Origin of the sequence: Flavobacterium chungbukense (assembly GCF_020805785.1) — a bacterium.
Lineage (GTDB): Bacteria > Bacteroidota > Bacteroidia > Flavobacteriales > Flavobacteriaceae > Flavobacterium > Flavobacterium chungbukense.
This window is the reverse complement of sequence record NZ_JAJGZV010000002.1, coordinates 337,734-362,653: the sequence shown is the minus strand read 5'-3', so window position 1 is coordinate 362,653 and position 24,920 is coordinate 337,734. Positions and strand designations below refer to the sequence as shown.

The window sequence follows — 24,920 nt, the reverse complement described above, 5'->3', positions numbered from 1 at the left end:
ATCTTCAATATAAGTTGAAGCAGTTTTGAAATGTAAAATTAAGATATGGAAGAAAATCTGATAAGCAGAAAGAAATTTTTAGGATTAGGAGCAGCGGCAACAGGCGCAGCGTTGTTTTCTGGAATTGGAGCAAATGCAGCTTCGCAAGTTTTGCCAGTTATGGAAGAAAATAAAACTTCAGGAGAATATATTTTAAGTAATGTAAGATTGGAAGATGGTTTTGAATACAACGAAAAAAATGAAGTTGTAGCCACAAAAACAAACTTATACAATCTGCATATTGCTAATGGTAAAATCAAAAGTATCAATTCAGGAAAGTCTGCTTTAAAACTAAAAACGATAGATGCTAAAGGACTTTTAATGCTTCCAGGATTGCGCGATATGCACATTCATATTGATAAAACATTTTATGGAGGTACTTGGAATGCAGCTCCCAGAAAAGGCTATACCGTAAAAGATATGATTACGTTGGAGCAAAAAATCATTCCGCAACTATTAACCGATTCACAGCGAAAAGCTGAAGAAGCAATTAAATTGATGCAAAGTCAAGGAAGTTATTTCGCAAGATGTCAAACGAATATTGATCCCGTAAGCGGACTAAAAAGTCTGGAACATCTTCTGGCAGCTTTAGAGAATAATAAAGATAGTTTTGGATGGGAAATTGTCGCTTTTCCGCAGCACGGAATTTTATATTCGCAGTCAGAACCGTTATTGCGTGAAGCGGCTAAAATGGGAGTTGATTTTATTGGAGGTCTAGATCCCACAAATGTTGATGGCAATATGGAAAAGTCGCTTGATACAATGTTTCAAATTGCGCTCGACAATAAAAAAGGAATTGATATTCATTTGCATGAATCACCGCCATCTGGAAAAGCTGCCATCGAATATATTATAAAACGAACAGAAGAAAATAAAGAACTTCAAGGAAAAACATACATCAGTCATGGTTTTGCTTTGGCAAGAATGGATCCAAAAGAGATGGAGAAAATTGCCGAACAAATGGGAGACTTAGGAATTGGAGTAATTTCGACCATTCCGATTGGCAGAACCATTATGCCTATTCCGACGCTAAAAAAATACGGCGTAAAATTGATGACAGGAACAGACAGTATTGTCGATCACTGGCAGCCTTTTGGAACATGCGATATGCTTGAAAAAGCAAAATTATGCGCACAGCTTTACGGATGGACAGATGAGTTTGGTTTAAGCCGAGCTTTGCATATTGCTACCAAAGACGAAATTTTACCATTAAACGATGCCGGAACAAGAACTTGGCCTTTACCAGGAAATGATGCTGATTTTATTTTAGTAAAAGCAAGCTGTTCTGCTGAAGCTGTAGCTCGTCTTCCAAAAAGAGAAGGAGTTTTTTTTAAGGGAAAAATGATTGCTGGAGAACTAAGGTTCTAAGATACTGAGGTTCTAAGATATTGAGATATTTATACTATTAGGAAGAAAACTTAGAATCTCAGAACCTTAAAAAAATAAACCCCCTCAAGCAATTCAACTCTTGAAGGGGTTTTTAGCAAAGATTTGAGGTTCTTAGATACTCAATTAATTAGAACCTTAGAATCTCAGAATCTTGCTTCAAAAAAATAAATAATAACCAATTAAATTTATTTTATTTTTTGTCTAGGTTTTGTTTTAGCAATTTAGCATGTTCTAAATGTGCTGTTAAACCTGCAATATTATTAGCTGCCCAAGTTCTAACTTCTTGATCATTGGCATCTTTCGCTGCTTTTTCTAATTTTTTAATTGCTTTTTCGTGACCGTCAATCATTAAATCAGCAAATTTTTTATCAAAATCAACACCTGTTTTTTTGTTCAATTTATTGTATTCCTCTTGTCCGTCTTCAGTTAAAGAAGTTGGAAGAGTAAAGTTTTTTGCTTTTGCTAAAGCACTAACTTCAGAAGCCGATTTAGTATGCTCATCAACAAGCATTTTACCAAATTTTTTCACTTCAGCGTTTGTACTTTTAGTTTGTGCCAGTTTACCAATTTCGATTTCCGCTAAATTTACTTCAGCCTGATCTACTAAAAACTCAGAATCGTCTTCTTTGCTGTCAATCGAATCAAATTTTGCTTCGTTTGCATCTTCTGCTACTTCTTTTGGATCTTCTTGTTTTGTTTCGTTTTTACAAGATTGAAGGCATAATATAAGTAGTCCTGCTCCTAAAATGGTTTTTCCGGCTAATAGTAACTTTTTCATGATTTTAATAGTTTAAATGTTATGATGTAAAATTATTCAGAAGATGTAAGAAAATTTTACAGGATTTTTAGAGATTGTTATAGGATTTAAACCTAGAAATTTTCGTACCAAAATTTTAAATGTGTATGTTTGTTAAAAATCTAATTAAGAGTTTGTCAAGTGGAAAATGATTTTGTTTATGGAATGAAAGTTTCTTTAAATAATGAATTTGGAGTAATTATAAAAGATGAAGCAGACAAACCAAATTTCTGCGGAGTAATTCGTTGGGATACGCTAAAAGAAAATGACACTGAAGATTGGAGAGGTCAGTTTGGAACTTTTATTAGCATAGGAGGTAAGGTTTTAGATAGTGGCTATGTTTTTAAATTCATTACTGAAAAAGGATTGCCTAAATAGTTTAATGAACAAATTTTATTTACTATGGAAATGAAAAATCTTTTCACAATTTTACTTTCAATTGTAATCGTTTCATGCCAATCAAACTCAGAATTCAAAACCATTGATTTTGGTGATTTTGAAATAACAGTTCCGCAACAATGGGAAAAATTAGAATTCAGAGGAATTGATAGTTATGTTGGCGGAATAATTACGCCAGAAAAAGATTTTCTGATTTTTGATATTGGCAGGTATTCTAGCGATATCACTAAAAATGATCTTCCGTTGGTTTTCGATAAGAATAGTTACGCAGATTTAACTCAAAAGCAGAAACACCTTTTAAAAAAGACCAAACATTTAATTGTAGATTCTTTATCGGGAGATATTGATTTTGGAAAATATAAAAAACACATTTTTGTTTTTTATAAAATTGATTGTTTTAAAGCTAAAATAATTACGCCCACAAATAAAGAATTTGGGACAACTGGAATTTATATTGATAGCTTAAGAGGAAATTCTAAAGATTTTACTAAAACGGGAATGTGTTTTTATGGTCATGATTTAAAAGAAAAAACACAAAATCAATTTGTAAAAGCTTTAAAAACGATCAAGCTTAAAGAATTTTGTCATTAGAAATAGCTATAAATTCATTTTATTAGTATTATGAACAAAAAAGTAACTTTTACCATTGTAAACATAGTATTTTGGGTCATTTTTATTCTGCTTGGATTTTATTTTAAATCTGCGAAAAGTAAATATCTAAGAACAGATATTTATGCATTTAAAGAAGATTCATGGAAGTTTTTAATCATAATTTCTCTTCTATTATTACTGATAATAGCCTTTTATTTCTTTTATTTTTTAAAGAAAAAAATAAGAATAGGTAATTTGCTTGTAATTATTCTATATGCATTTATGATTCCGTATTTTTTAAAAACTTACATCGATAACTTTTTGCTTTACATTAATACAAAATTTGCCCACGAAGTTGCTGTTGTAGAATATAATATAATTGAAAATGAAAAAAATAAAGTTTATGAGTTATATGACGGCAAAAATTTTATAGATGAAAAAGAAGAATTAAATAAAATTAATAATCATATAATTAATGAAAAATATAACTCAGTTTATAAGTATAAAAATAAAGATGTTATCAAGGTAGAATTTACTAATGGTTTTCTGAATGTTAAATATTTAGAATAAAGAGCATTCAAAATAAAAATGATGATTCTCAAATGACAAGATTGATTTATTAAAATATTATATATTAGCTTAAAAATTAACTATCTAAAAACTTTAAAACCAACTAATTCTTATGATGCGAAATTTTGCCTTTTCAGTTTTTACTTTCTTTTGTGTTGCAACAGTATCTCAACTAACAGCACAGCAACTAATAACCTTTAATCCGAAAACAACCGACAAAGGATTAATTTTCGGATCAATTACATTTCCAAAAGAAAAAGCACATTTTAATGAGTATTTTATACAGATTAGTTATAAAGCTGCGGATAAAAAAACGGCAAGAAAAAATTTTAAGGAAGTGCACATTAGTCCAGCTCAAATTTTTAAAATGAAGCATAAGGGAGAATTAGATAACGGACTAACTTACCTTTTTGCAATTGAAAGACCCGCTGGAGAAAGTGAAATAATTGGAATTCGACTTTTTTCTAATAGCGGTTTTGCAATACTTCAAAAAAATAGTGGATTGGGAGGTTTTTCAATTCCATTTAACGTAAATAAAGGAGAGATTCTGTATGTTGGAAATATCTTATTTAACGAATATGCTGAAAAAGGTGAAGTGGCTGTAAACTATCAAAATAACTTCGAAAAAGATTTGACGGGTATAAAAAACGTACAAAAATACGTTTATTGGGATGCCGCAAAAGATGATAAAACAATAAAGATATCTTATAATAAAGAAGAATAATATTTTTCTAATTTTTAAATTATAAAATCCCAATTCCTAAAAGAATTGGGATTTTTGTTTTATACCATCAACCATCAACCATTAACAATTGAATTTTACATTTCCACTTTCACAATTCCCATCCCACAAATATGAAATTTCAAACCACAATTGTATAACAGAATCGTCTTACTTTTTAGTGAACTTTGAATTATCAGATTTTTAGAAATAAACTTTAAAATTAAAATCATGCCAGATCCGAGAATTAAAAATGAAAAGCAGTATGAGGCGTTGGTAAAAAAAGGATACAGCAAAGAAAAATCGGCGCGTATTGCCAATACGCCAGATGCAGGTGAGAAAGGTGGACAAGCCAAACCTTATGAAGAATGGACAAAAGAAGAACTTCAAAAACAAGCGAGTAAAGTCGGCATACAAGGAAGATCTTATATGAATAAAAAGAGTTTAATTGACTCTCTAAGAAATAATTAAAATTTAAAATGAATTATTAGTGTGATAAAAATTTAAATATCATGAATGCTGCGAGAAAAGAACTTTTAATGGATCAATTGGTAAAAACACCTCATTTAGTGATAGAAAAACTAGATTTGGAATACATCAATGATAATCAATTGACAATTATAAGATGTCGCGAAGGAGAAAATTTCGTTTATAAGAAAAACGGAAGAAATGTAAAAAGCAAAAATGAGATTAAACGCATTAATAGTTTGGTGCTTCCGCCTGCTTGGGAGAATGTACGAATCACAGATATTACAAACGGACATTTACAGGCAGTTGGAACAGATTTAAAAAATAGAAAACAATACCGTTATCACCCAAAATGGAATCTGATTCGAAATCAGACTAAGTTTTATAAAATAGCGGCATTTGGTGCGAAACTTCCATCGATTCGAAAACAAGTTGATCTTGATTTGGAAAAGAAAGAATGGTCGAAAGAAAAGGTAACGGCTTTAGTCATTCGATTGATGGAAGAAACGCACATTAGAATTGGAAATGAGAAATACGCCAAAGACAATAAATCGTACGGACTTTCGACTTTGAGAAAGCGTCATATTAATATCAATAAAAATTCGCTTCGTTTTGAGTTTATCGGTAAAAAAGGAAAACAACATACCATTACAACCCGAAACAAACAATTGATAAAATTGGTTAGTCGCTGCGAAGAAATTCCAGGTTGGGAAGTTTTTAAATATTACGATAAAAACGGCGAAAGAAAAGTATTAGACAGCCATATGGTTAACGAATATTTGCATCAAATTTCTGGTGAAGATTTCAGTGCAAAAGATTTTAGAACCTGGGCGGCGTCGATTATTTTCTTTGAAAGTTTAATGGAAATGGGGATAACTTCTGATGAAAAAGAAAAAAAGCAAAATATTATAACAGCTTTTGATTTAACTGCAGAAGCTCTTGGAAACACAAGAAAAGTCTGTAAAGATTATTATGTTCATCCGTTACTGCTTGCAACTTACGAAGATGGTTCTATCCAAAAATATTTCGATATGGCAAAGAAAAGCCGAAGCACAAAAAAATATTTTACGAGATCAGAAAGTGCATTTTCAGAATTGATTCAGAATTATCAGATCGATTTAAAATCGCCCTGTCAATAATATAGAGTTACTGCATCTCTTTAAAAGCTTAAATTTTACATACGAACAAAATCAAAAAATCAGTATTAACTAAAAAACTATTATTATGTTACGTTGGACAGTCACATTTATTATTCTAGCCATAGTGGCGGGAATATTTGGTTTTGGTGGAATTGCCGCTGGAGCCGCTAGTATAGCAAAAATTTTATTCTTCATATTTTTAGTCTTATTTGTTATTTCACTAATCAGCGGAAGAACAAGAGTTTAATAAAAATATCAGTAAATAAAAGAACATAAAACGACACATTTATTTCGATAATGTGTCGTTTGCAGTTTCAACCAAAAAAGAATAATGATGGGAACAAAAAGTGGTGCTTATCAGGACGTATATGTCAAAAGAGATGATGAAATGGTAAGCTTGAAAAATGATGTAACAGATTTCTGTGAAAAATATATAAAGCCGGTTCATCCAGAAAATTGGGATTGGTCAATTCGCGATTTTGAAAATCCAGAAAATGATCCAACGACTGCAGAAGCGAGAGCTATTGCAAATGTTGTTTTTAAGGATTTGAATGATAAAAAGCAGACCGATGTTGATCTTTCTACCATGAATAATGTGCATGCAATAAAAGCTTATTTAGACCCAATGAGCAAACATGAAGCATTTAATATGGAAGAATTTGCTTTTGCTTTAAAAGTAGAATTGGAACATGGCAAAATAAAAGATGTCAATGTAACCAATAATCATCCTTTTTTGACTGCAATGATTGCATTGGCACATATGACCGAAAGTTTGACTTATTACAAAAGATTAAAGGTAATGGAAGCAGAGGGTGAAATCTATGAAATTCTTAGAAAACTAGAACATTCATCGGAAAAAGAAAAATGGCAGAAAGAACTAAATAAAGCAGAGCAGGAGCTTAAAGAAGCTAAAGCCGGATTGGCTGAGCGTTTAGAAAAAATGGACGATATTCCAGTATTGAAAATTATTGGTGATTAAGTTGAATTTTAAACTCAAAAAAACCGTCCCGTTAAAAAACGGGACGGTTTTTTATTTTTTACAATTTTTTTATTTTAAAGATTAAGACCTTATAATCTTCGAGGATCGTTTTCAGGATATTCTTCATCATCATTATCTTCTTGAACATCATCCTCGATATAATCATTGTCGTCTTCTATTTCTTCATCAATATACTCATCCTCATCGTCATCTTCTTCATCCTCATCCTCATCCAGATTTTCTAGAACATCTTCGGTTTCGTTAAAATCATAGTCATCCTCTCCTGCATCTGACGGATTGTCTAGTTCGTCTCTTTCTTCCTCCAGTTCAACTTCATAAATATCATCGTTATTATCTTCCAAATCTCTGTCAGTATGAAAGTCATCATTTAGATCATCTAAATCATCATCTGTTAAATTATCTTCGTCTGGATTTGGTCGATTCGGATTGTGGCCGTTTCTCACCATATAACCTCGTTCTGCAATTTCTCTATTATCATTGTCAGGTTTGGTTGCATCATCTTTTAAATCTTTACCTAAGTTTCGATCCGAAGAAAAGTGACTATTAATCTCTCTATAATTGCTGTTTTTTTTATCTATAGTGCTCATGACATCGTGTTTTTATGATTTGTATATTACAAATTTAGTGACGATGACGGAGGAACTTCTTATAGAATTACAAAGTCTAATTGTATAATTAACAGATGTTTATATTGAAATTTAAAGCATGAATTTTATAACCTATACGGTTTTGTAGATGGTAATTTTATCATCTTATTAATCGTAAAAAATAACACCATGAAAACTACAGATAGCAAAAAACAATCAGCTAAAAAAGAAACAACTAAAAAAGAAACAACCCCAAGAGGAGTTACGAAGCCAAAATCGAATGCAGCTTCAGGATTAACAGAATTATTTGAAGACGGTTTAAAAGATATTTATTGGGCAGAAAAAGCACTGACAAAAGCATTGCCAACAATGGTTAAGAATGCTTCATCAGTAGAGTTGAAAGATGCAATTGACAATCATTTGACAGAAACAGAAGAACAAATCGTTAGATTAGAGCAAGTATTTAAAATCATTGGTCAAAAACCAACAGCCAAGAAATGCGATGCAATGGAAGGTTTAATTGAAGAAGCAAAAGGAATGCTTGAAGAAACTGAAATTGGAGTAGTGCGTGATGCCGCAATAATTGCGGCAAGCCAGAAAATTGAGCATTACGAAATCGCTACTTATGGAACTTTAAGACAATTTGCCGAAACTTTAGGTTTACCCGAAGCTGCCACGTTGCTGGAACAAACACTCGACGAAGAAAAAGGAGCAGATAAAACACTAACAGAAGTCGCTGTAAATGCTGTTAATCTCGAAGCCGCAGAAATCGAATAAATACTTTAAGTATCACCAAAGTGCAGTTTTCGAACTGCACTTTTTAATTAAGAATATATGCCCGAAGGTCCATCAATAGTAATTTTAAAAGAAGAAGTGCAGCAATTTTCTGGACAGAAAGTAATTTCTGCATCCGGCACGAGCGCAATTGACTTTTCTAGAATAAAAGACAATACTATTAACTCTTTTAAAACTTGGGGAAAACACTTTTTGATCTGTTTTGATTCTTTTACAATCAAAATTCAATTGTTGATGTTTGGAACTTATAAGATTAACGAAAGAAAAATTGCCAAACCAAGATTAAGTTTGGTTTTTGAAGATGGTGAACTCAATTTTTATACCTGTTCAGTAAAAATTTTAGAAGGAGATCTTAATAAATATTACGATTGGAGTGTTGATGTGATGAATGAAAATTGGAATCCGAAAAAAGCACATCAGACACTAGAAAAAATGCCGAATATTATGATTTCCGACGCGATTCTTGATCAGAATATTTTTGCCGGAGTTGGAAATATTATAAAAAATGAAGTTTTATATCGATGCTATGTTCATCCAGAATCAATAGTCAGTAAAATACCTTTAAATGAATTAAGCCAGATTATAGCCGAATGCTCAACCTACAGTTTCGAATTTCTTTATTGGAAAAAGAAATCAGAACTCAAAGAACATTGGGAAATATATACAAAAAAAATATGCTTAAGATGTCAGCTTCCAATTCGATGCAAAAAAACCGGCGTAAGAAAACGAAACAGTTTTTTCTGTACTAACTGTCAAAAATTATATAAATGAAAAATCAAGTAGCAATAGGATGTTCGAGCTTTTATAATCGTTTTTGGAAAAATATTTTTTATCCTCGAAATCTGCCCTCCAAAGCATGGTTCGAATTTTATTGCCAGCATTTTAATACTTACGAATTTAATGGCAGTTTTTATAAGTTTCCGACCGTGCGAGTTTTTAATAATTGGTATGATAAAACACCAGATTCTTTTTTATTTTCGGTAAAAGTGCCAAAAGAAATTACCCATATTAAAAAGCTGAAAGATTGTGAAAGCCTTTTAAATGACTTTTACGAAGTTTGCAAAAACGGAATGAAAGAAAAACTGGGTGCCGTTTTATTTCAGTTTCCTCCAAGCTATGATTTTAGTAAACAAAAATTAGAAAGTATTATCGGACTTCTTAATTACGATTTCAAAAATGTAATAGAATTTCGCCATATAACATGGTGGAACGAGGAGGTGTGGAGTGCTTTTAAAGATAATAATATTACTTTTTGCAGTGTAAGTTATCCTCATTTACCATCGACCATTTTTAAAGATTTTCCGTTACTTTATATTCGTTTTCACGGAGTTCCAAAATTGTTTTATTCCAGTTATTCTAGTGAAGAATTGCAAAATTTAAATCATGCATTAGAATCCAAACATGGATTTGTTTATTTCAATAATACCGCTAGCGAAGCTGGAATTCTAAATGCTTTAGAGTTAAAAAGAATGCATGCTTTAAATTATTTAACCGCAAAGAGCGCAAAGTAAAAACGCTAAGTTCGCAAACATATGCTTGCGTGCTTCGCGAAAAAACTTTGCGCTCTTTGCGGTTAGGTAAACTTTACAATTTTAAGTTTCCTTCAATTCCGTCATCCATTGTTTGTCCAGTAACAAATGCTGCCGTCATTTTGGCAATTGCCACCATTTTTCCGTTTTTATTATTCCAATAATAGCCATCTTCTGGAACGAATTTGATAACGCTTAAATTCGGATCGTCAACGCCGCCTGGCATCCAGACTTTTACTATCGGATTCCACAATCTTTCGATCGTTTCTTTATCATATTCAATCGTTGCAGTTCCGTGCAGCGTAAGAAATTTGTCATGCGGTTCAGAGAAGAAGATTTCTACCATCGGATTCAATGTGATTTCTGCATTCTGACTGCTATTTCGGTCTGATAAAAACCAAAGTTGTCCTTTATCGTCAATTTCTTGCACAGACATTGGTCGCGACTGCAGTCTGTATTCATTGTATGTACAAAACATACAGGTTTTAATATGCTCAGCAAGATCTTTTATTTTCTCTACTGCAAATTCATCTGTAAGGTCTTTATGATCGCCCATAACGTTATATTTTAAAGTTATATTTACTTATAATTATTTGATTAAAGTAAAGTTGGCTCTTTTTATGCTTTTTTTGATTATATAATTAAACTTAGAAATTATGATATTTCAATTCTTAATATTTGGATAAGAATTGAATCACATATATGTGTTATGAATAAAATGCCTTATATTTGATGAAATTTCTCAATAAAAGCCATGAAAAACTATACTATTTTTTATACCGACGATGATGAAGACGATATTAGTATTTTTTCTGACGCGGTAGATTCGATTCCCCAAAACATTATTCTGCAAACCTACTCTGAAGGGCAAAAATTGCTGAACGCTATTTTTAATCCGCCTCCGACTCCTTATGTGGTTTTTTTAGATTTGAATATGCCTGGCAAAAATGGTTTTGATGTTTTGGAAGAAATTAGAAAATCGGATCAGAATAATGAAATTCCTGTTGTAATATATTCAACTTCAAGCGAAGCAGGAATTATAGAAAGATGCAGAAATCTCGGGGCAAATTATTTCATAACAAAGCCTGTATTAATGCGAGATATTATCAAGGCAATCGAACACGCCATTCAAATTGATTGGAATAAATTTACTCCAACGCAATCTAATTTTGTTTTTAAATCCTGATTTTAAGTCAAATCAGGAATATAAATATTAAAAACAGAACCTTTTCCCTTTTCACTGGAAACAGAAATGATGCCTTTATGATTTTCAACGATTTTCTTTACAATGGCAAGTCCGATTCCGGTTCCTTTATATTCGCTTTCAGTATTTAAACGCTGAAAAACTTCGAAGATTTTTTCTTTATAAATAAGCTCAAAACCAATTCCGTTATCAGAAACTTGTAAGTGAAAGTATGTTTTGTCTTTAAATTCAGCATTTGGAAGCAGTTTTCCATCGATTTTTTCCATCGAAATTTTTACATGTGGAGGAATTCCTGGTTTAGAAAACTTCAATGCATTTTCAACCAAATTATGAAGTAATTGTCTAAATTGAAACTGAATAACAGTTGCTTCTCCTAAATTTGAATATTCTACAACAGCATTTTTTTCTTCAATTCTTTCCGAAAAATCACTAACCACTTCTTCAGCAATAGTATCGACTTTTACTTTTGTAAAAACGCGTTCAGCAGAATTTGTTCTGGAATAAGTCAATAAATCTTGAATTAAATTCTGCATTTTTTTGGCAGACATTTCAATTCTAGACAGATAAGTTTTGGCAATTGCCGAAATGTTCTGTTCATCTAAATCGGCTAGGCGGCTTGCAAACGTCTGAATTTTTCTAAGCGGCTCCTGAAGATCGTGGCTTGAGATATACGCAAAAGATTGTAACTCAATGTTCATATTAACCAAATCTCTATTTTTAAGTTCTAATTGCGTTGTACGCTCTAGAATTTGCTCTTCAAGACGATTTGTAAAGTTTTTTTGTTCTTCAATATCGGTACTAGTTCCTACCCACATTTGTATTTTTCCGTTTTCATCCAATTGCGAAATAGCGCGGCTCAATTGCCATCTATAATCACCGTCGTAACGTTTTAAACGGTGTATGAACAGAAAGTCATTTCCTGATTTTACAGACTCCATCCAGAGTTTTACATTTTCTTCTCGATCGTCGGGATGTACAATTTGAAGCCATCCATTTTTCTCAATTTCTTCTTTTGAAACTCCAGAATAGGTGTAGTATGTTTCATTAAAATAATTCAAATTTCCTAAAGTGTCGCTGGTCCAAATAAGCTGTGGCATAGAGTCGGCGAGGAGTCTGAATTTTTTCTCGCTTTTCATCAATACTTGCTGCATGTTTTTTTCGATTGTAAAATCCATAACAGTTCCCAGCATCTTTATAGGAATGTTGTTTTCATCAAAAAATATTCTTCCATGCACCTTTATCCAGCCAATCGAATTATCTAATTTTAAGATTCGGGCTTCATATTTATAAATACCATTTTCTAAAGCTCTTTCGTATGCCTCAACCACAATATGATCGTCTTCAGGAAGAATGCGGCTTCGAATATCCGGATGAAGAATTTTTGTATGCTCTTCAAACCCAAAAATGGCTAGTAAATTATCGGTATAAATTAGCTTTTTGTTTAGAAGATTTAAATCCCAAGTAGCAATTCCTCCAATTTCGGCGGCCAATCTTGCTCTTTCTTCCGCCGTTTCTACTTTTTTTCTTGCTTTTACTTTAGAAGTAACATCATAAACGGTACACATTATACCAGAAGATTTTCCGCTTTTGTCGTATAATGTCGTGTACTCATAATCGAGATAAAATCTTTTTAATTTTCCTTTAATATCAACATAAGCCACAGCTTCATTTTCACGAATAGTTTTTCCGCTTGAAAGAACCTCGCTTAGCAATTCAGGATATTTTTGGTTCATTAATTCTGGAAAAACTTCTAATAAAGGTTTGCCAATACAATCCTTTTCTTCTCGCTGCCAGATGTCGTGCATCATGGTTAAATTGGCCATTTCGATTATATATTCTTTTCCTCTAAAAATTGCCATCGCAATAGGAGATTCCATCACAATATTTCTAAAAGCTTTTTCACTTTCTGTCAAAAGATGTCTTCCTTTTACTTCTTCAGTAACTTCGTAGGCAACAACAATAATTCCTTCAATGGTATTATCTTCTTTTAAAGGATAAAAAACGAGATTAAAATATCCTAATTCTTGTTTTCTGTAGCGATTTAAAATCACAGCAAATTCATCAGCATAATAGGGTACGCCAGTTTCTAAGACATTTTTTATAATAGGGTAAGCCGTTTCTTTTGTTTCAGGAACAGAATCAAAAAGCGGTTTGTTTAAAATATCGCTTTCTGTTTTATCAATAATATGAAGATAAGTTGTGTTGGCCATTTCGACCACTAAATCAGAACCTTTCAAAATACAGATTCCAAGCGGTAATTGTTTTACAGTATTTCTAAACCTTTTTTCGCTTTCTTCAAGGTTTTTACGGGTAATAACTTGATTTGTAGTTTCGTTACAAATTACTAAAACACCTGCTGTTTTTCCATTATCATTATTTACAGGACTGTAGCTAAAGGTCCAGTATACATCTTCCATTTTGCCATTCCTGTAAATAGGCAATAATTGATCTTCGTGCCAAGTAGCTTCTCCTTTATCTAAAACTTTATCGATTAGGGGTTTTATAAAATCCCAGATTTCAGGCCAGTAATCTGCGCCTTTTTCTCCGAGAATAGAAGGGTGTTTTCCATTATTTCCAAGACTTGGACGGTACGCATCATTGTAAAAACATATATGATCTGGTCCCCAAAATAAAAACATTGGGAATTTAGAATTTAAGATAATGCCTAAAGTGGTGCGAAGACTCTGAGGCCAAGATTCAACGGCTCCAACGGCTGTTTTACTCCAATCTTTAGCTCGGGTAAGTCTCCCCATTTCTCCTCCATTAGCCAGAAAATCATAGTCAGTATTACTCATTAAAATTTAATTTATAGTCTCAGAAATCAGCTAATTTTTTTTTCTACTTAAATGTAGTAATTCTTGTTTGAAATTTAGCTTGATTAAAATTAATAAAAAAAAAATATGCACTCAAAACTCATTTTTGAATGAGCTAAGATTAAAATCGTTTGAGTTAATTTTATTTGTTTTCAATACGGAAATTTGAATAAAGGATTAAAAACAAAAACCATGAAAAGAGAAGATTCTAAACACGAAATCGATAATATAAAAAGATATCAGCAAGAAGGTTACAATGTAAGTTACTTGTTCGAAAATAATCTTCTGATTAATGCTGAAACCAAAACCGAATATAAGCCTGAAGATATTTTTATTGTAGCACATCACCGATATGAAGGAATGAGCGATCCTGATGATATGTCAATCTTATATGTAATTGAAACAAAAGACGGAGCAAAAGGAACTCATTTATTAGGTTACGGACCAACAGCAGATTTAGATGAAGCCGAATTCTTTAAAGACATTCCAAAAGCAAATTATTCTAAAAACGCAGACATAGACGAATTGACATAAAGGAATAAAAATAGATTGATATTTTTATTTTGCTGATGAGCAGTTGTTTCAAATTTATTTGGAGCAGCTGCTTTTTTTTTTGAGGTTCAAAGTAACAAAGTAACAAAGGGACAAAGGGACAAAGGGACAAAGGTTTTTGTTGTTATGGTAAAAAGTTAAAAATAATAGAGTTAGAGCTTGAAAAAAACTTTGGCACTTTGTTTCTCTGCCGCTTTGCAACTCCATAATGAAATTATGAAAATTCTCTCCAAAATTGTATAAAGATTTGATAGACAATATAAACGAAATTTGACTTATAGAAATGAAGACGAAAACCATGGTTAGTTTTTGTGTATAAATGATTACTAACCGATTTACTAAACCAAACCATTATAATGAAGAAACTTTACATAAATACAGGAGGATTTGATGCTGTTTTTAATAATCTTAAAGATAGTTTTGGCGGTGATTTGTTAGTTACCGGCAATGAATATAAATTGAAAGTTAAATCAAAATGGGCAAGTGGAAGTATTTCTGGAGTTCGTTTTGAAAAAGAAATGACCTATCTGAATTTTGATTTAACTCTAAATCAAGATGTTAATTTAAGTATAGAATCTAATCCGATGGCGCCAGTATTTTTTGCGTATTGCGAAAAAGGAAATGTACTTCACAGTTTTGGAGCCAATGGTGAAATCAAATGTTTGAAAAAAAATCAGTCTGGTATTATGAGCAATTCATCAGCCATTAATAGTGTGCTGTATTTTGAAAGCCATAAACAAATTCAATTTTCATTAATCGGAATGCCAACCAATAGTGATAATTGTAAATCTGATTTTGCAAGCCAGGTGCGAAATATTTTTGTGCATAATTCTGGAAATTATATCTATATCGGTGCTGAAAATCAAAAAATTGAAAATAAATTTAAAGAACTTCAATCCATTCCACAGCAAGGAACTGTACGTTATTTGTTAATGAAGAGTATTTTACGCGAGATCTTAGAGTTAGAGATAGCGCAACACAGTTATAATTATTTAACGCCATTTGTGCCTATTTTAAATTTTGCGACTAAACAGCTTTCAGAAATTAAAAAGTTCTCTCATTTAAATCTGAATACAATTGCTGCGCCAGTTCTTTTCTTAAAAAGAAATTTCCATTCCAAAACATTGACACTAAAACCATACAATCAAAAATTAGCTAGCTAGTAAGCATCCTATATCTTCACTTTCAAAAAAACAGCTTTGGTCAAGCTGTTTTTTTCTTTTATAACGGTTTATTCCTTTTCATAATAAATAATAAAATAAACCATAATAAGATTTAAAACCAATGAAACGCTATTGGTAATAATAATAGGAAGATCGTTTTTTAGAATACCATAAACAATCCAAATTGCAATTCCGAAAGTAAGTGTAGCAAACATTCTTAGAGAAATTTCCTTTACTTTTTTTGTTTTCCAAACTTTCAATATCTGCGGAATTGTTGAAATCGTAATGCACGCTCCTGCAAAAAGACCAAGAATATCTATATAATTCATTTTTTCTAAGGTTCTAAGGTTCTGAGATACTAAGATGCTGAGGTTTTAAAAAAAAAACTTTTTGCGAACTTTGCGTAATACTTTGCGAATTTTGCGGTTAAAATTATCCGCCGACCAATTCACCGCCATTAATATGAATAAACTGCCCAGTAATATAACTGCTGTCTTCACACGCCAAAAACACATAAGCAGGCCCCACTTCAGAAGGCTGTCCAGCTCTTTCCATCGGATTATCTTTTCCGAAATCAGATAATTTTTCAAAACTTGCTACAATCAGTGGCGTCCAGATTGGGCCGGGAGCAACACCATTTACACGTATTTGTTTTTTAGCCAGCATAGTCGAAAGTGATCTTGTAAAACTAACAATGGCACCTTTTGTGCTAGCATAATCAGCCAAATGTTCGCTTCCGCGGAAAGCCGTAACCGACGTTGTATTGATAATAGAATCGCCTTTTTCTAAATAAGGCAAAGCTGCTTTTGTAATATAGAAATAGGGATAAATGTTGGTTTCAAAAGTTTTTTGAAGTTGTGAGGCTGTTATTTTTTCCAATTCATTTTTCGGAAATTGCACTGCGGCATTATTTACAATGATATTAATATTCTTAAAGGTTGAATGGCATTTTTTTATGGCTGTTTGGCAAAACTTTTCATCTTTCAAATCACCACTGATCAATAAGCATTGCTGGCCTTCTTTTTCAACCATTACTTTTGTATCTAACGCATCTTTATTTTCTTTCAAATATACAATGGCTATATTAGCGCCTTCACGAGCAAAATGAACTGCGACGCTTCTTCCGATTCCGCTATCACCGCCAGTTATAAAGGCAGTTTTACCTTTTAATTTACCACTTCCAATATAATTTTCTCGTATAATTTCTGGCTCAGGATTCATCATGTGTTCGTTGCCTGGAAGTTTTTGCTTTTGTTCTGGAAATGTTTGTTTCTTTTTCATGATTTTGTCTTTTAGGCTTTGTATGTCTTTTAAAATTACTTAAGAATTACATTTATACTTGGCTTAAAAGGAATTTTGTTTGCCTCAATAAATATAAATTGCCCTATATTGTATGAGAATACATTAATTTTTTTGAAATGTTAAAATAATAGGAAATTTCTAAGAAGTTAAAAATCAATATCTTTTTCAAAATCACCATCTCAAAAGTGGGAATTCTGTAACTATTTTTGATTTAGATAAAAAACCGAGTAGTTATTTTTTTATACATTTGAGATTTTACATATCATTTTTAATGTTGTTATTTGAAATTCATTAAGAAAATAAGAAAAAATTTACATTCAATTTAAAATAATCATTTTGATTTACAACCGATTTAGCTTCCAAACATGGTATTAATTGTAGACGATATAAGGGCCAATATTATTGCCTTAAAGAAAACATTGGAGCTGCATAATATCGATGTCGATAGTGCTGAATCTGGAGAAGAGGCTTTAAAAAAGATTTTAAAAACAGATTATTGCTTAATAATCATGGATGTTCAAATGCCAGGACTTGACGGCTTTGAAGTAGTAAAAATCCTTTCTGGTAATCAGCGTACTAAAGATATTCCGGTTATATTTCTTTCTGCTTTGAATACCGAGAAAAAATACATTTTTAAAGGTTATGAAACAGGTGCCGTAGAATACATTACTAAACCTGTTGACTCTGATTTATTGATTTTAAAAGTAAAAACTTTTCTTAAAATCTACGAGCAGCAAAACGAACTTAAAGCTATAAAAGATCTGCTTTCTAAAGAAATAAAAATTAGGAAAGAAGCACAGGATAATCTTGAAATTAAAATTGCTGAAAGAACAAAAGAACTGGTTCAGAAAAATGAAGAATTAGAACTTCGAAATCACGAATTGCAGCAATTTTCTTGGGTTGTATCACATGATTTGAATGAACCGATCCGTAAAATTCAGATTTTCATTAAAATAATAAAAGACCTTTATCTAAAAGCAGATGATAAAGCAGTAGATTATGTAGATCGAACTATAAAATCGGCTGAAAGAATGCAGACATTGATTACCGATCTTTTGGCATATTCTCGACTTTCTGCTCAAGTTAAACCTGAAAAAACAGATTTAAACGAGGTTTTGCAAGAAGTGCTTTCTGATTTTGATTATTTAATTGAAAGCAAAAATGCATCAATAAAAACGAATGAACTTCCTTATGTAGACAGTATTCCAAGTCAGATGCGTCAGGTTTTCCAGAATTTAATTGGTAATGCAATCAAATTTTCGGGCATAGATCAGAAGCCGGAAATTGAAATTTCTTCAGAAATAATTGCAGATAAATCTATTGACAGTCCGACATCGCCAGAAGGCAAATTTTGCAGAATTACAGTAAAAGATAACGGAATCGGTTTTGATGAAATTTATTTGGATCGAATTTTTATTATCTTTCAGAGTTTAAATGACCGCCAGACCTATGAAGGAACTGGAATCGGACTTGCAATTGCTAAAAAAATCATAGATAAACATAACGGTTTAATAACCGCCAAAAGTAAACCAGGAGAAGGTGCAAGTTTTATTATTGTACTTCCTTTAAGCAATAAAAAATAGTATAAAACAAATATGGAGAGTAATTTTAAAAGAAATTTACTAATCAGTTCTTCAATTTCATTGTTGATTTTGATGATTAGTTCGACTGCATCTTTTTTAAGTATTAAAAGTCTTTTAGACAGTAATAACTGGGTTAATCATACGCAGGAAGTTATTTATAATCTAAACGCTGCTTCTTCCATAATTACCGATGCTCAAACGAGTATGCGAGGTTATTTGATTACCGGAAAAAAAGAATTTCTAGAAGAACATTACAATTCTGAAAAAGAGTCCAATACTTATTTTGAAAAGCTTGATGAATTAACTGCAGACAATCCTGCACAGCAAAAAAGGCTTAATGAGTTAAAACCTCTTCGTTCTAATTTCTTTAAATACCTTCATAATCAGGTTGTAAAGAAACAATTAGGAAAATCATCAGTAGTTTTTGATTTGGATGAAGGTAAAAAAATGATGGATGAACTTCGCAATAAATTCAAAAGCATCGAAAATACAGAACAAATTCTTCTAAAAGAACGTATTTCTAATTCTGAGCAATACGGAAATTACAGCTTTATTCTGATTATCGTTGCGTTTGTTATTGCGTTGATTATTACGGTAGTATTCTTTGCCAGAATTCTAAAAGACCATAATGAAAGAGCCTTATTGCAAAAAGAATTAGAACAAAAAGATATTGAAATAGCAGAACGTTTAGAAGTAATAAGCGGAATTGCGACCCAAATTTCAAATGGAAATTATGATGTTCAGATAGACGATAGAAAAGCAGATACTTTGGGAGCATTAGGAAGCTCTATTCATGAAATGAAGGATTCTCTGAAAAGTTCTTTCGATTTATTATCTCAAAAAGAATGGCTTCAATCTGGTGTTGCAAGTTTAAATGATAAAATGCTGGGCGAAAAAACAATCCAGAAATTATCTAAGGATATAATTGAATTTTTATGTCAATACACGAATAGCAGCGCGGGTGTTTTGTATGTCGTAGATGGTGAAGAAATGACTGTTTCTGGAGGATATAGTTATATTCCTAGTAAAAGTCGTGAAAGAATTAGAAAAGGTGAAGGCTTGATCGGGCAAGCAATTGTATCTGGAAAAATGCTGGAATTAAAAACACTTTCACCAGATGATATTCAGATAAATTATGCTTTAGGAGAAATAAAGCCTACACATATTGTTGCACTTCCTTTAATGGATTATAAAGTAGAAGGTGCGGTAGAATTAGCAAGCATTTACGGGTTCTCTGTGCTGCAATTAGAGTTTTTAAATCTGGTTGCGAACAATATCGGAATCGCTTTAAAAGCAACTCAAAACCGTAAAAAAGTGATGGAGCTTTTGGAGGAAACTAAATCGCAATCGGAAGAACTTCAAGTACAACACAGCGAATTGGAAGCTATAAATGCAGAACTGGAAGCACAAACTGAAAAACTGCAAGCTTCGGAAGAAGAACTTCGTGTACAGCAAGAAGAGCTAGAACAGACAAACGAAGAACTTTCGGAAAGAAGTGTTTTATTAGAAGAAAAAAATACAGAAATTCAGAAAAAATCAGAAGCTTTAGAGTTAAGCACACGATACAAATCTGAATTCTTAGCCAATATGTCGCACGAGCTAAGAACACCACTAAATTCAATCTTGTTGTTGAGCCGTTTATTGTCTGAAAACAATAACGAAACGATGAACAATGAAGAAATTGAATTTGCCAAAGTGATTCAGAGTTCAGGAAATAGTTTATTAGGATTAATCGATGAAATTCTAGATTTATCTAAAATTGAGGCGGGAAAAATGGAGCTGGAATTTTTAGACGTTTCAACAAAAGAAATTACAGACAATCTTTATAATTTATTCCATATAGTAGCAAAAGAAAAAGGAATCAACTTTGAGATTATTACTAAAGAAGCTCCAATTGTCATTAAAACTGATAAAATGCGTTTGGAACAGATCTTAAAAAACCTGATTTCAAATGCGATTAAATTTACTGAAAAAGGAACGGTAAGCCTTGAAATTAAAGTAGCTTCAGACAATGATAAAATAATTTGTTTTATTGTAAAAGATACTGGAATCGGAATTCCGTTAGAAAAACAACCTCTTATTTTCGAAGCTTTCCAACAAGCCGATGGTTCAACAAAACGTAAGTATGGAGGAACTGGATTAGGATTATCAATAAGCCGTGAATTGGCTAAATTGCTTAGAGGAGAAATTACGCTGCATAGTAAAGTAAATGAAGGAAGTTCGTTTACGTTGTGTGTTCCAGTTTTGGGATTGGCAATCAATAAAGTTTTGGTGAATAAAATACAGCCAAAAGAAGTGGTAAATGAAGAAGAAATTGAAAATGAAGAAAAGCCAAGATACATCAGCGAGGTAATTCCTTCAGAAATTGAAGATGATCGAAATTCGATTGAAGAAGGCGACAAAGTAATTCTGATTGTAGAGGACGATATTAATTTTGCCAAATCGTTATTAGCTTTCACTCAGAAAAAAGGGTATAAGGGAGTAGTTGCCGTTAGAGGAGATTATGCTTTAAATTTTGCTTTAATTTATAAACCAGTCGGGATTTTATTGGATATTGAATTGCCTGTTAAAAGCGGTTGGGAAGTTTTAGAAGAACTAAAAAATCACTCACATACGAAACATATTTCTGTTCATATCATGTCATCGCATAAATTGAAACAAGAAAGTTTGTTGAAAGGTGCTGTAGATTTCTTAGACAAACCAGTTGCTTTTGATAGAATTCCGGAAGTGTTTGTGCGTATTGAGCACATTATCAATAAGGAATCTCAAAAGGTTTTAATTATTGAAGACAATCCGAAACATGCCAAAGCACTAGCTTATTTCTTAGAAACGTACAATATCAATTCTGAAATAAAAAGTGAAGTTTCTGAAGGATTATCTCTTTTAACCAAGAAAGATGTAGACTGTGTTATTTTGGATATGGGAATTCCAGACAAACAAGCCTACGAAATTTTAGACGGAGTAAAGAAAAGTCCAGGTTTGGAAAATCTTCCAGTAATTGTATTTACAGGAAAAAGTTTGTCTATCAAAGAAGAACTGAAAATTAGAAAATATGCCGATTCTATTATTGTAAAAACGGCACATTCATACCAAAGAATGCTAGACGAAGTTTCGCTTTTTCTTCATTTGGTAGAGGAGAAAAAAGACGGCAAAACAAAGGAAATTCATAAAAAACTGAATTCATTAAATAACATTCTTTTTGAGAAAAAAGTTTTAATTGTGGATGATGACGTTCGTAATATTTATTCCCTTTCTAAAGCGCTAGAAGCATTTAAAATGAATGTTATTACGGCTTTTGACGGAAAAGAAGCCATTAAAATTTTAGATGAAAATCCAGACACAGACGTTGTATTGTTAGACATGATGATGCCAAATATGGACGGTTACGAGACGGCAGAAAAAATAAGAAGTAATCCTAAATTTCTTAACTTAGCCGTAATCGCCGTAACGGCAAAAGCGATGACGGGAGATCGTGAAAAATGTATAAAGGCGGGAGCTTCAGATTACATCACAAAACCTGTAGATGTAGATCAGCTGTTATCGTTGTTACGAGTATGGTTATATGATAAAATTTAACCTTTAAAAAGCTTTAAATGGGAAAAAAACGTGTACTGATTGTAGACGATGATGCTAGAAATATTTTTGCTTTAGTGAATACTTTAAAAGCAAAATCTTTTGATTGTTTGTCTTGTTTAAGTGCCGAAGAAGCGCTTAGAATATTAAAAGACGATGACTCAATCGATGCTGTTTTGATGGATATGATGATGCCGGAGATGGACGGTTACGAAGCAATTCCGCTTATAAAAGCGATACCATCACAAAAATCTACATTAGTAGTGGCTGTAACCGCACAGGCTATGGCAGGAGATAAAGAAAAATGTTTAGAAGCTGGGGCAGATGCATACATTTCGAAACCAGTTGATGTTGATAAATTACTTCAGATTTTGGGGGAAATTTAAATGAATTATGATTGAAGATATTGAACTAGAAGCTCTAATTAATGATGTTTACGAATATTACGGTTTTGATTTTGGAAGTTATTCTAGAGCTTCACTGAAAAGGCGTGTCAGTAGGGTTTTTTATTTAGATGGATTTAAGCATTTTCATGAATTCCTTTCAAAAGTTCGCACAGATCCAGATTATTGCAAAAGAATGATTGATGAAATTACGGTCAATGTTACAGAAATGTTTCGCGATCCGTCTTTTTATTTGGTGCTTCGAAATGAAATTTTGCCATTATTAGGAACAAAACCTTTTATCAGAATCTGGCATGCAGGTTGCTCTACAGGCGAAGAAGTCTATTCTATGGCGATTATGCTGAAAGAATTAGGATTGCTTCATAAGTCAATTTTGTATGCAACAGATATTAATGCTGCAGTTTTAGAAACGGCAAAAAGTGGTATTTTTCCACTACGAATGATAAAAGATTATGCAGACAATTATAGAGATTCTGGCGGACAGCAGGATTTTTCAGATTATTATATTGCCAATTATGGCTTTGCGAAATTTAGTGAAGAGCTTTCAGAAAAAATGGTGTTTTCGCAGCATAATTTAGTTTCAGATACTTCTTTTAATGAGTTTGACTTGATTTTGTGCCGAAATGTTTTAATCTATTTTGATAATAATCTGCAAAAAAGAGTCGTTAATTTATTTGATGACAGTCTTGCTGTTTTAGGATTTTTAGCACTTGGGACAAAAGAAACTATAAAATATTCTATATCTCAAACTAAATACAAACAGTTTGAAAGAGAAAAAATATGGAGGAAAATAAAAGAATAGTAAAAGATTGTAAGGTAGTTATAATTGGAGGTTCAGCAGGAAGTTTGCAGGCATTGCTGCAAATTTTGCCTTTTATAGAGAATCCTATTTCTTTTGCAATTGTAATCGTAGTTCATAGAAAAAATTCTGACGAGCAGACTTTAGAAGCCTTACTTGCTTTAAAAGCTAATATTGTGGTAAAAGAAGTAGAGGACAAAGTTGCCTTAAAATCAGGGTTTATTTATATAGCGCCATCCAATTATCATTTATTGTTTGAAAGAAATGAAACCCTTTCATTAGATACTTCTGAAAAAATAAATTACAGCAGACCAAGTATTGATGTTTCATTTGAGTCGGCTGCTGAAATTTACGGCAGCAGTCTAATCGGAATTTTACTTTCTGGTTCCAATTCCGATGGAACATTGGGAATGAAAGCAATTGAGCAAGCAGGAGGAATAACGGTAGTTCAGAATCCAGTTTCTGCTGAAATGTCTTTTATGCCCAACAATGCTATTTTGCACAGTCAGCCAGATTATATTTTAAAAACAGAGGAAATTCTTGAATTTATAAATGGAATAAATAAGGAAACTACATAAGGGCATTTTAAACACATAGAAACATAGATTTTCTTTGGCTAAAAAGGCGTTTCACTTGCATCAATTCACATAGTTATATGTTAGAAACTAGTTTTTTTCCTTCATTTCTTTCGTAATAACAAAATCTATGTTTCTATCTGTTTAAAAATATATAACTATTCTATTTCTCATCTTCGGGTAAAATAACCTTATTCATTTCGGCATCTTTTTCGGCTCTTCTTTGCGCTGCTTTTCCTTTTCCTATAGGAATTCCAGCTGTTAAGTATAAAGATCTGTTGTATACATTTGGACCGTCTCCTTTCATTACAGGTACTAATCCATAATAATATTGAATGGTAATGTTCAATCCGTTGCCTACATTCATATGATAACCTGTTCCTAAAGCAATTCCAGCATCAATTACACGAATCTGATCTCTAATTTTTTTCTTGTACGTGACATCGTTTTTATTAATTTCATTTGTAAATTCATCAAAAGCTGATGCAAGAAGTCCAAATTGCGGTCCTGTTTTAACGTAAATTCTATTTTTAAATTGATATTTAATTAAAATGGGAACATTAAAATATCGAATTTCACGATTGACAGTTCCTCCTTCAAAAGTATTGTCAAGGTTAGCATCGTCTAAAGAGTAAACAGGAATATGTCTGGCTCCCATTGGCGATTTGACTATGACGCCAGTATTAATCATCCAGGCAGGATTTTTTTTGGATCGTATATCAAAATAGAAACCAAGATTAAAACCAGCATTCATTCCAGAGCTTTCAAGATTAGAAATATCAGAAAGGTTGATACCGCCTTCAAGCCCAAATTCCAAAAAAGGCGAATTAAGTTTATCTCCAAAAATAAGCGATATTAAAACCTGTGATCTTGCCTGATTCATACAAAAGAAGGCGAGAAGTATGAATAAACCTTTTTTCATAAAATTG

The 24,920-nt window shown here is 32.1% G+C and carries 27 protein-coding genes; 20 read left to right on the top strand and 7 right to left on the bottom strand.

Annotation, left to right across the window (positions count from 1 at the left end):
* Positions 1–45 precede the first annotated feature (45 nt).
* Positions 46–1,407, top strand: coding sequence for an amidohydrolase (locus tag LL966_RS06800; protein ID WP_229351538.1), 1,362 nt, complete (start codon positions 46–48; stop codon positions 1,405–1,407).
* Between the two features lie 211 nt (positions 1,408–1,618).
* Here LL966_RS06800 and LL966_RS06795 read toward each other — a convergent pair whose 3' ends face one another.
* Positions 1,619–2,206, bottom strand: coding sequence for a DUF4142 domain-containing protein (locus LL966_RS06795; protein ID WP_229351536.1), 588 nt, complete (start codon positions 2,204–2,206; stop codon positions 1,619–1,621).
* A 159-nt stretch (positions 2,207–2,365) separates the two neighbouring features.
* Here LL966_RS06795 and LL966_RS06790 point away from each other — a divergent pair, with 159 nt between their 5' ends.
* From LL966_RS06790 to LL966_RS06755, 8 genes are all read left to right on the top strand, one after another.
* Entirely contained in the window at positions 2,366–2,602 is a 237-nt protein-coding gene (locus LL966_RS06790; protein WP_229351534.1) for a hypothetical protein, read from the top strand.
* Between the two features lie 30 nt (positions 2,603–2,632).
* Positions 2,633–3,214, top strand: a complete 582-nt coding sequence (locus LL966_RS06785; RefSeq protein WP_229351533.1) for a hypothetical protein — start codon at positions 2,633–2,635, stop codon at positions 3,212–3,214.
* 30 nt (positions 3,215–3,244) lie between these two features.
* The gene (locus tag LL966_RS06780) at positions 3,245–3,784 is read left to right on the top strand and encodes a hypothetical protein (protein ID WP_229351531.1); all 540 of its coding nucleotides are present in this window, start codon (positions 3,245–3,247) and stop codon (positions 3,782–3,784) included.
* Between the two features lie 112 nt (positions 3,785–3,896).
* The gene (locus LL966_RS06775) at positions 3,897–4,508 is read left to right on the top strand and encodes a hypothetical protein (RefSeq protein ID WP_229351529.1); all 612 of its coding nucleotides are present in this window, start codon (positions 3,897–3,899) and stop codon (positions 4,506–4,508) included.
* A 228-nt stretch (positions 4,509–4,736) separates the two neighbouring features.
* Positions 4,737–4,976, top strand: a complete 240-nt coding sequence (locus LL966_RS06770; RefSeq protein ID WP_229351526.1) for a DUF7218 family protein — start codon at positions 4,737–4,739, stop codon at positions 4,974–4,976.
* A 41-nt stretch (positions 4,977–5,017) separates the two neighbouring features.
* On the top strand, positions 5,018–6,112 hold the full coding sequence (locus LL966_RS06765; protein ID WP_229351523.1) for a DNA topoisomerase IB: 1,095 nt from the start codon (positions 5,018–5,020) through the stop codon (positions 6,110–6,112).
* 85 nt (positions 6,113–6,197) lie between these two features.
* The gene (locus LL966_RS06760) at positions 6,198–6,359 is read left to right on the top strand and encodes a DUF1328 domain-containing protein (protein ID WP_082586828.1); all 162 of its coding nucleotides are present in this window, start codon (positions 6,198–6,200) and stop codon (positions 6,357–6,359) included.
* Positions 6,360–6,446: 87 nt separating this feature from the next.
* Positions 6,447–7,091 carry a DUF5661 family protein gene (locus LL966_RS06755; protein ID WP_229351520.1) on the top strand — a complete coding sequence of 215 codons (645 nt, stop codon included), beginning with the start codon at positions 6,447–6,449 and terminating at the stop codon, positions 7,089–7,091.
* Between the two features lie 89 nt (positions 7,092–7,180).
* Here LL966_RS06755 and LL966_RS06750 read toward each other — a convergent pair whose 3' ends face one another.
* A complete protein-coding gene (locus tag LL966_RS06750) occupies positions 7,181–7,699 on the bottom strand; it encodes a hypothetical protein (RefSeq protein WP_229351518.1) in 519 nt (172 codons plus the stop codon).
* A gap of 189 nt (positions 7,700–7,888) precedes the next feature.
* Here LL966_RS06750 and LL966_RS06745 point away from each other — a divergent pair, with 189 nt between their 5' ends.
* From LL966_RS06745 to LL966_RS06735, 3 genes are read left to right on the top strand one after another with little or no spacing between them, the layout of a single operon-like run.
* Positions 7,889–8,476 (top strand): YciE/YciF ferroxidase family protein, encoded by a 588-nt coding sequence (locus LL966_RS06745; protein ID WP_229351516.1) that lies wholly within the window; start codon positions 7,889–7,891, stop codon positions 8,474–8,476.
* A 57-nt stretch (positions 8,477–8,533) separates the two neighbouring features.
* Positions 8,534–9,265 (top strand): endonuclease, encoded by a 732-nt coding sequence (locus LL966_RS06740; RefSeq protein ID WP_229351513.1) that lies wholly within the window; start codon positions 8,534–8,536, stop codon positions 9,263–9,265.
* Positions 9,262–10,005 carry a DUF72 domain-containing protein gene (locus tag LL966_RS06735; protein ID WP_229351510.1) on the top strand — a complete coding sequence of 248 codons (744 nt, stop codon included), beginning with the start codon at positions 9,262–9,264 and terminating at the stop codon, positions 10,003–10,005. The genes LL966_RS06740 and LL966_RS06735 overlap by 4 nt, the downstream gene beginning before the upstream one ends.
* A 73-nt stretch (positions 10,006–10,078) precedes the next feature.
* On the opposite strand, the gene LL966_RS06730 is transcribed toward LL966_RS06735, so the two are convergent.
* Positions 10,079–10,579 carry a pyridoxamine 5'-phosphate oxidase family protein gene (locus LL966_RS06730; RefSeq protein WP_229351507.1) on the bottom strand — a complete coding sequence of 167 codons (501 nt, stop codon included), beginning with the start codon at positions 10,577–10,579 and terminating at the stop codon, positions 10,079–10,081.
* 198 nt (positions 10,580–10,777) lie between these two features.
* Here LL966_RS06730 and LL966_RS06725 point away from each other — a divergent pair, with 198 nt between their 5' ends.
* Positions 10,778–11,209: a response regulator gene (locus LL966_RS06725; RefSeq protein ID WP_229351505.1), complete on the top strand. Its 432-nt coding sequence runs from the start codon at positions 10,778–10,780 to the stop codon at positions 11,207–11,209.
* A 2-nt stretch (positions 11,210–11,211) separates the two neighbouring features.
* Here LL966_RS06725 and LL966_RS06720 read toward each other — a convergent pair whose 3' ends face one another.
* Complete coding sequence (locus LL966_RS06720) at positions 11,212–14,022, bottom strand: PAS domain-containing protein (protein ID WP_229351504.1); 2,811 nt, start codon at positions 14,020–14,022, stop codon at positions 11,212–11,214.
* Positions 14,023–14,232: 210 nt separating this feature from the next.
* On the opposite strand from LL966_RS06720, the gene LL966_RS06715 reads away from it, so the two are divergent.
* Both LL966_RS06715 and LL966_RS06710 read left to right on the top strand, forming a co-directional pair.
* Positions 14,233–14,574, top strand: a complete 342-nt coding sequence (locus LL966_RS06715; protein WP_229351502.1) for a hypothetical protein — start codon at positions 14,233–14,235, stop codon at positions 14,572–14,574.
* Positions 14,575–14,948: 374 nt separating this feature from the next.
* Positions 14,949–15,755, top strand: a complete 807-nt coding sequence (locus tag LL966_RS06710) for a hypothetical protein (RefSeq protein WP_229351500.1) — start codon at positions 14,949–14,951, stop codon at positions 15,753–15,755.
* Between the two features lie 68 nt (positions 15,756–15,823).
* Here the strand turns inward: LL966_RS06710 and LL966_RS06705 are convergent, their stop codons facing one another.
* Both LL966_RS06705 and LL966_RS06700 read right to left on the bottom strand, forming a co-directional pair.
* Positions 15,824–16,084: a SemiSWEET family sugar transporter gene (locus tag LL966_RS06705; RefSeq protein WP_229351498.1), complete on the bottom strand. Its 261-nt coding sequence runs from the start codon at positions 16,082–16,084 to the stop codon at positions 15,824–15,826.
* A gap of 103 nt (positions 16,085–16,187) precedes the next feature.
* Complete coding sequence (locus LL966_RS06700) at positions 16,188–17,036, bottom strand: SDR family oxidoreductase (protein WP_229351497.1); 849 nt, start codon at positions 17,034–17,036, stop codon at positions 16,188–16,190.
* A gap of 386 nt (positions 17,037–17,422) precedes the next feature.
* Here LL966_RS06700 and LL966_RS06695 point away from each other — a divergent pair, with 386 nt between their 5' ends.
* From LL966_RS06695 to LL966_RS06675, 5 genes are read left to right on the top strand one after another with little or no spacing between them, the layout of a single operon-like run.
* Positions 17,423–18,640: a hybrid sensor histidine kinase/response regulator gene (locus LL966_RS06695; RefSeq protein ID WP_229351495.1), complete on the top strand. Its 1,218-nt coding sequence runs from the start codon at positions 17,423–17,425 to the stop codon at positions 18,638–18,640.
* Positions 18,641–18,652: 12 nt separating this feature from the next.
* Positions 18,653–22,216, top strand: coding sequence for a response regulator (locus LL966_RS06690; protein WP_229351492.1), 3,564 nt, complete (start codon positions 18,653–18,655; stop codon positions 22,214–22,216).
* Positions 22,217–22,233: 17 nt separating this feature from the next.
* Positions 22,234–22,599, top strand: coding sequence for a response regulator (locus tag LL966_RS06685; RefSeq protein WP_229351490.1), 366 nt, complete (start codon positions 22,234–22,236; stop codon positions 22,597–22,599).
* A 7-nt stretch (positions 22,600–22,606) separates the two neighbouring features.
* Positions 22,607–23,419, top strand: a complete 813-nt coding sequence (locus tag LL966_RS06680) for a CheR family methyltransferase (protein ID WP_229351488.1) — start codon at positions 22,607–22,609, stop codon at positions 23,417–23,419.
* Positions 23,398–23,994 carry a chemotaxis protein CheB gene (locus LL966_RS06675; protein WP_229351485.1) on the top strand — a complete coding sequence of 199 codons (597 nt, stop codon included), beginning with the start codon at positions 23,398–23,400 and terminating at the stop codon, positions 23,992–23,994. Before LL966_RS06680 ends, LL966_RS06675 begins: the two co-directional genes overlap by 22 nt.
* Before the next feature lie 160 nt (positions 23,995–24,154).
* On the opposite strand, the gene LL966_RS06670 is transcribed toward LL966_RS06675, so the two are convergent.
* Positions 24,155–24,913, bottom strand: coding sequence for a porin family protein (locus tag LL966_RS06670; protein WP_229351483.1), 759 nt, complete (start codon positions 24,911–24,913; stop codon positions 24,155–24,157).
* Positions 24,914–24,920 lie beyond the last annotated feature (7 nt).

Bases quoted from the DNA above. Each gene is read 5' to 3' on its own strand.
- LL966_RS06800 (WP_229351538.1), top strand. From the start codon at position 46: ATGGAAGAAAATCTGATAAGCAGAAAGAAATTTTTAGGATTAGGAGCA.
- LL966_RS06795 (WP_229351536.1), bottom strand. From the start codon at position 2,206: ATGAAAAAGTTACTATTAGCCGGAAAAACCATTTTAGGAGCAGGACTA.
- LL966_RS06785 (WP_229351533.1), top strand. From the start codon at position 2,633: ATGAAAAATCTTTTCACAATTTTACTTTCAATTGTAATCGTTTCATGC.
- LL966_RS06780 (WP_229351531.1), top strand. From the start codon at position 3,245: ATGAACAAAAAAGTAACTTTTACCATTGTAAACATAGTATTTTGGGTC.
- LL966_RS06775 (WP_229351529.1), top strand. From the start codon at position 3,897: ATGATGCGAAATTTTGCCTTTTCAGTTTTTACTTTCTTTTGTGTTGCA.
- LL966_RS06770 (WP_229351526.1), top strand. From the start codon at position 4,737: ATGCCAGATCCGAGAATTAAAAATGAAAAGCAGTATGAGGCGTTGGTA.
- LL966_RS06765 (WP_229351523.1), top strand. From the start codon at position 5,018: ATGAATGCTGCGAGAAAAGAACTTTTAATGGATCAATTGGTAAAAACA.
- LL966_RS06760 (WP_082586828.1), top strand. From the start codon at position 6,198: ATGTTACGTTGGACAGTCACATTTATTATTCTAGCCATAGTGGCGGGA.
- LL966_RS06755 (WP_229351520.1), top strand. From the start codon at position 6,447: ATGGGAACAAAAAGTGGTGCTTATCAGGACGTATATGTCAAAAGAGAT.
- LL966_RS06750 (WP_229351518.1), bottom strand. From the start codon at position 7,699: ATGAGCACTATAGATAAAAAAAACAGCAATTATAGAGAGATTAATAGT.
- LL966_RS06745 (WP_229351516.1), top strand. From the start codon at position 7,889: ATGAAAACTACAGATAGCAAAAAACAATCAGCTAAAAAAGAAACAACT.
- LL966_RS06740 (WP_229351513.1), top strand. From the start codon at position 8,534: ATGCCCGAAGGTCCATCAATAGTAATTTTAAAAGAAGAAGTGCAGCAA.
- LL966_RS06735 (WP_229351510.1), top strand. From the start codon at position 9,262: ATGAAAAATCAAGTAGCAATAGGATGTTCGAGCTTTTATAATCGTTTT.
- LL966_RS06730 (WP_229351507.1), bottom strand. From the start codon at position 10,579: ATGGGCGATCATAAAGACCTTACAGATGAATTTGCAGTAGAGAAAATA.
- LL966_RS06725 (WP_229351505.1), top strand. From the start codon at position 10,778: ATGAAAAACTATACTATTTTTTATACCGACGATGATGAAGACGATATT.
- LL966_RS06720 (WP_229351504.1), bottom strand. From the start codon at position 14,022: ATGAGTAATACTGACTATGATTTTCTGGCTAATGGAGGAGAAATGGGG.
- LL966_RS06715 (WP_229351502.1), top strand. From the start codon at position 14,233: ATGAAAAGAGAAGATTCTAAACACGAAATCGATAATATAAAAAGATAT.
- LL966_RS06710 (WP_229351500.1), top strand. From the start codon at position 14,949: ATGAAGAAACTTTACATAAATACAGGAGGATTTGATGCTGTTTTTAAT.
- LL966_RS06705 (WP_229351498.1), bottom strand. From the start codon at position 16,084: ATGAATTATATAGATATTCTTGGTCTTTTTGCAGGAGCGTGCATTACG.
- LL966_RS06700 (WP_229351497.1), bottom strand. From the start codon at position 17,036: ATGAAAAAGAAACAAACATTTCCAGAACAAAAGCAAAAACTTCCAGGC.
- LL966_RS06695 (WP_229351495.1), top strand. From the start codon at position 17,423: ATGGTATTAATTGTAGACGATATAAGGGCCAATATTATTGCCTTAAAG.
- LL966_RS06690 (WP_229351492.1), top strand. From the start codon at position 18,653: ATGGAGAGTAATTTTAAAAGAAATTTACTAATCAGTTCTTCAATTTCA.
- LL966_RS06685 (WP_229351490.1), top strand. From the start codon at position 22,234: ATGGGAAAAAAACGTGTACTGATTGTAGACGATGATGCTAGAAATATT.
- LL966_RS06680 (WP_229351488.1), top strand. From the start codon at position 22,607: ATGATTGAAGATATTGAACTAGAAGCTCTAATTAATGATGTTTACGAA.
- LL966_RS06675 (WP_229351485.1), top strand. From the start codon at position 23,398: ATGGAGGAAAATAAAAGAATAGTAAAAGATTGTAAGGTAGTTATAATT.
- LL966_RS06670 (WP_229351483.1), bottom strand. From the start codon at position 24,913: ATGAAAAAAGGTTTATTCATACTTCTCGCCTTCTTTTGTATGAATCAG.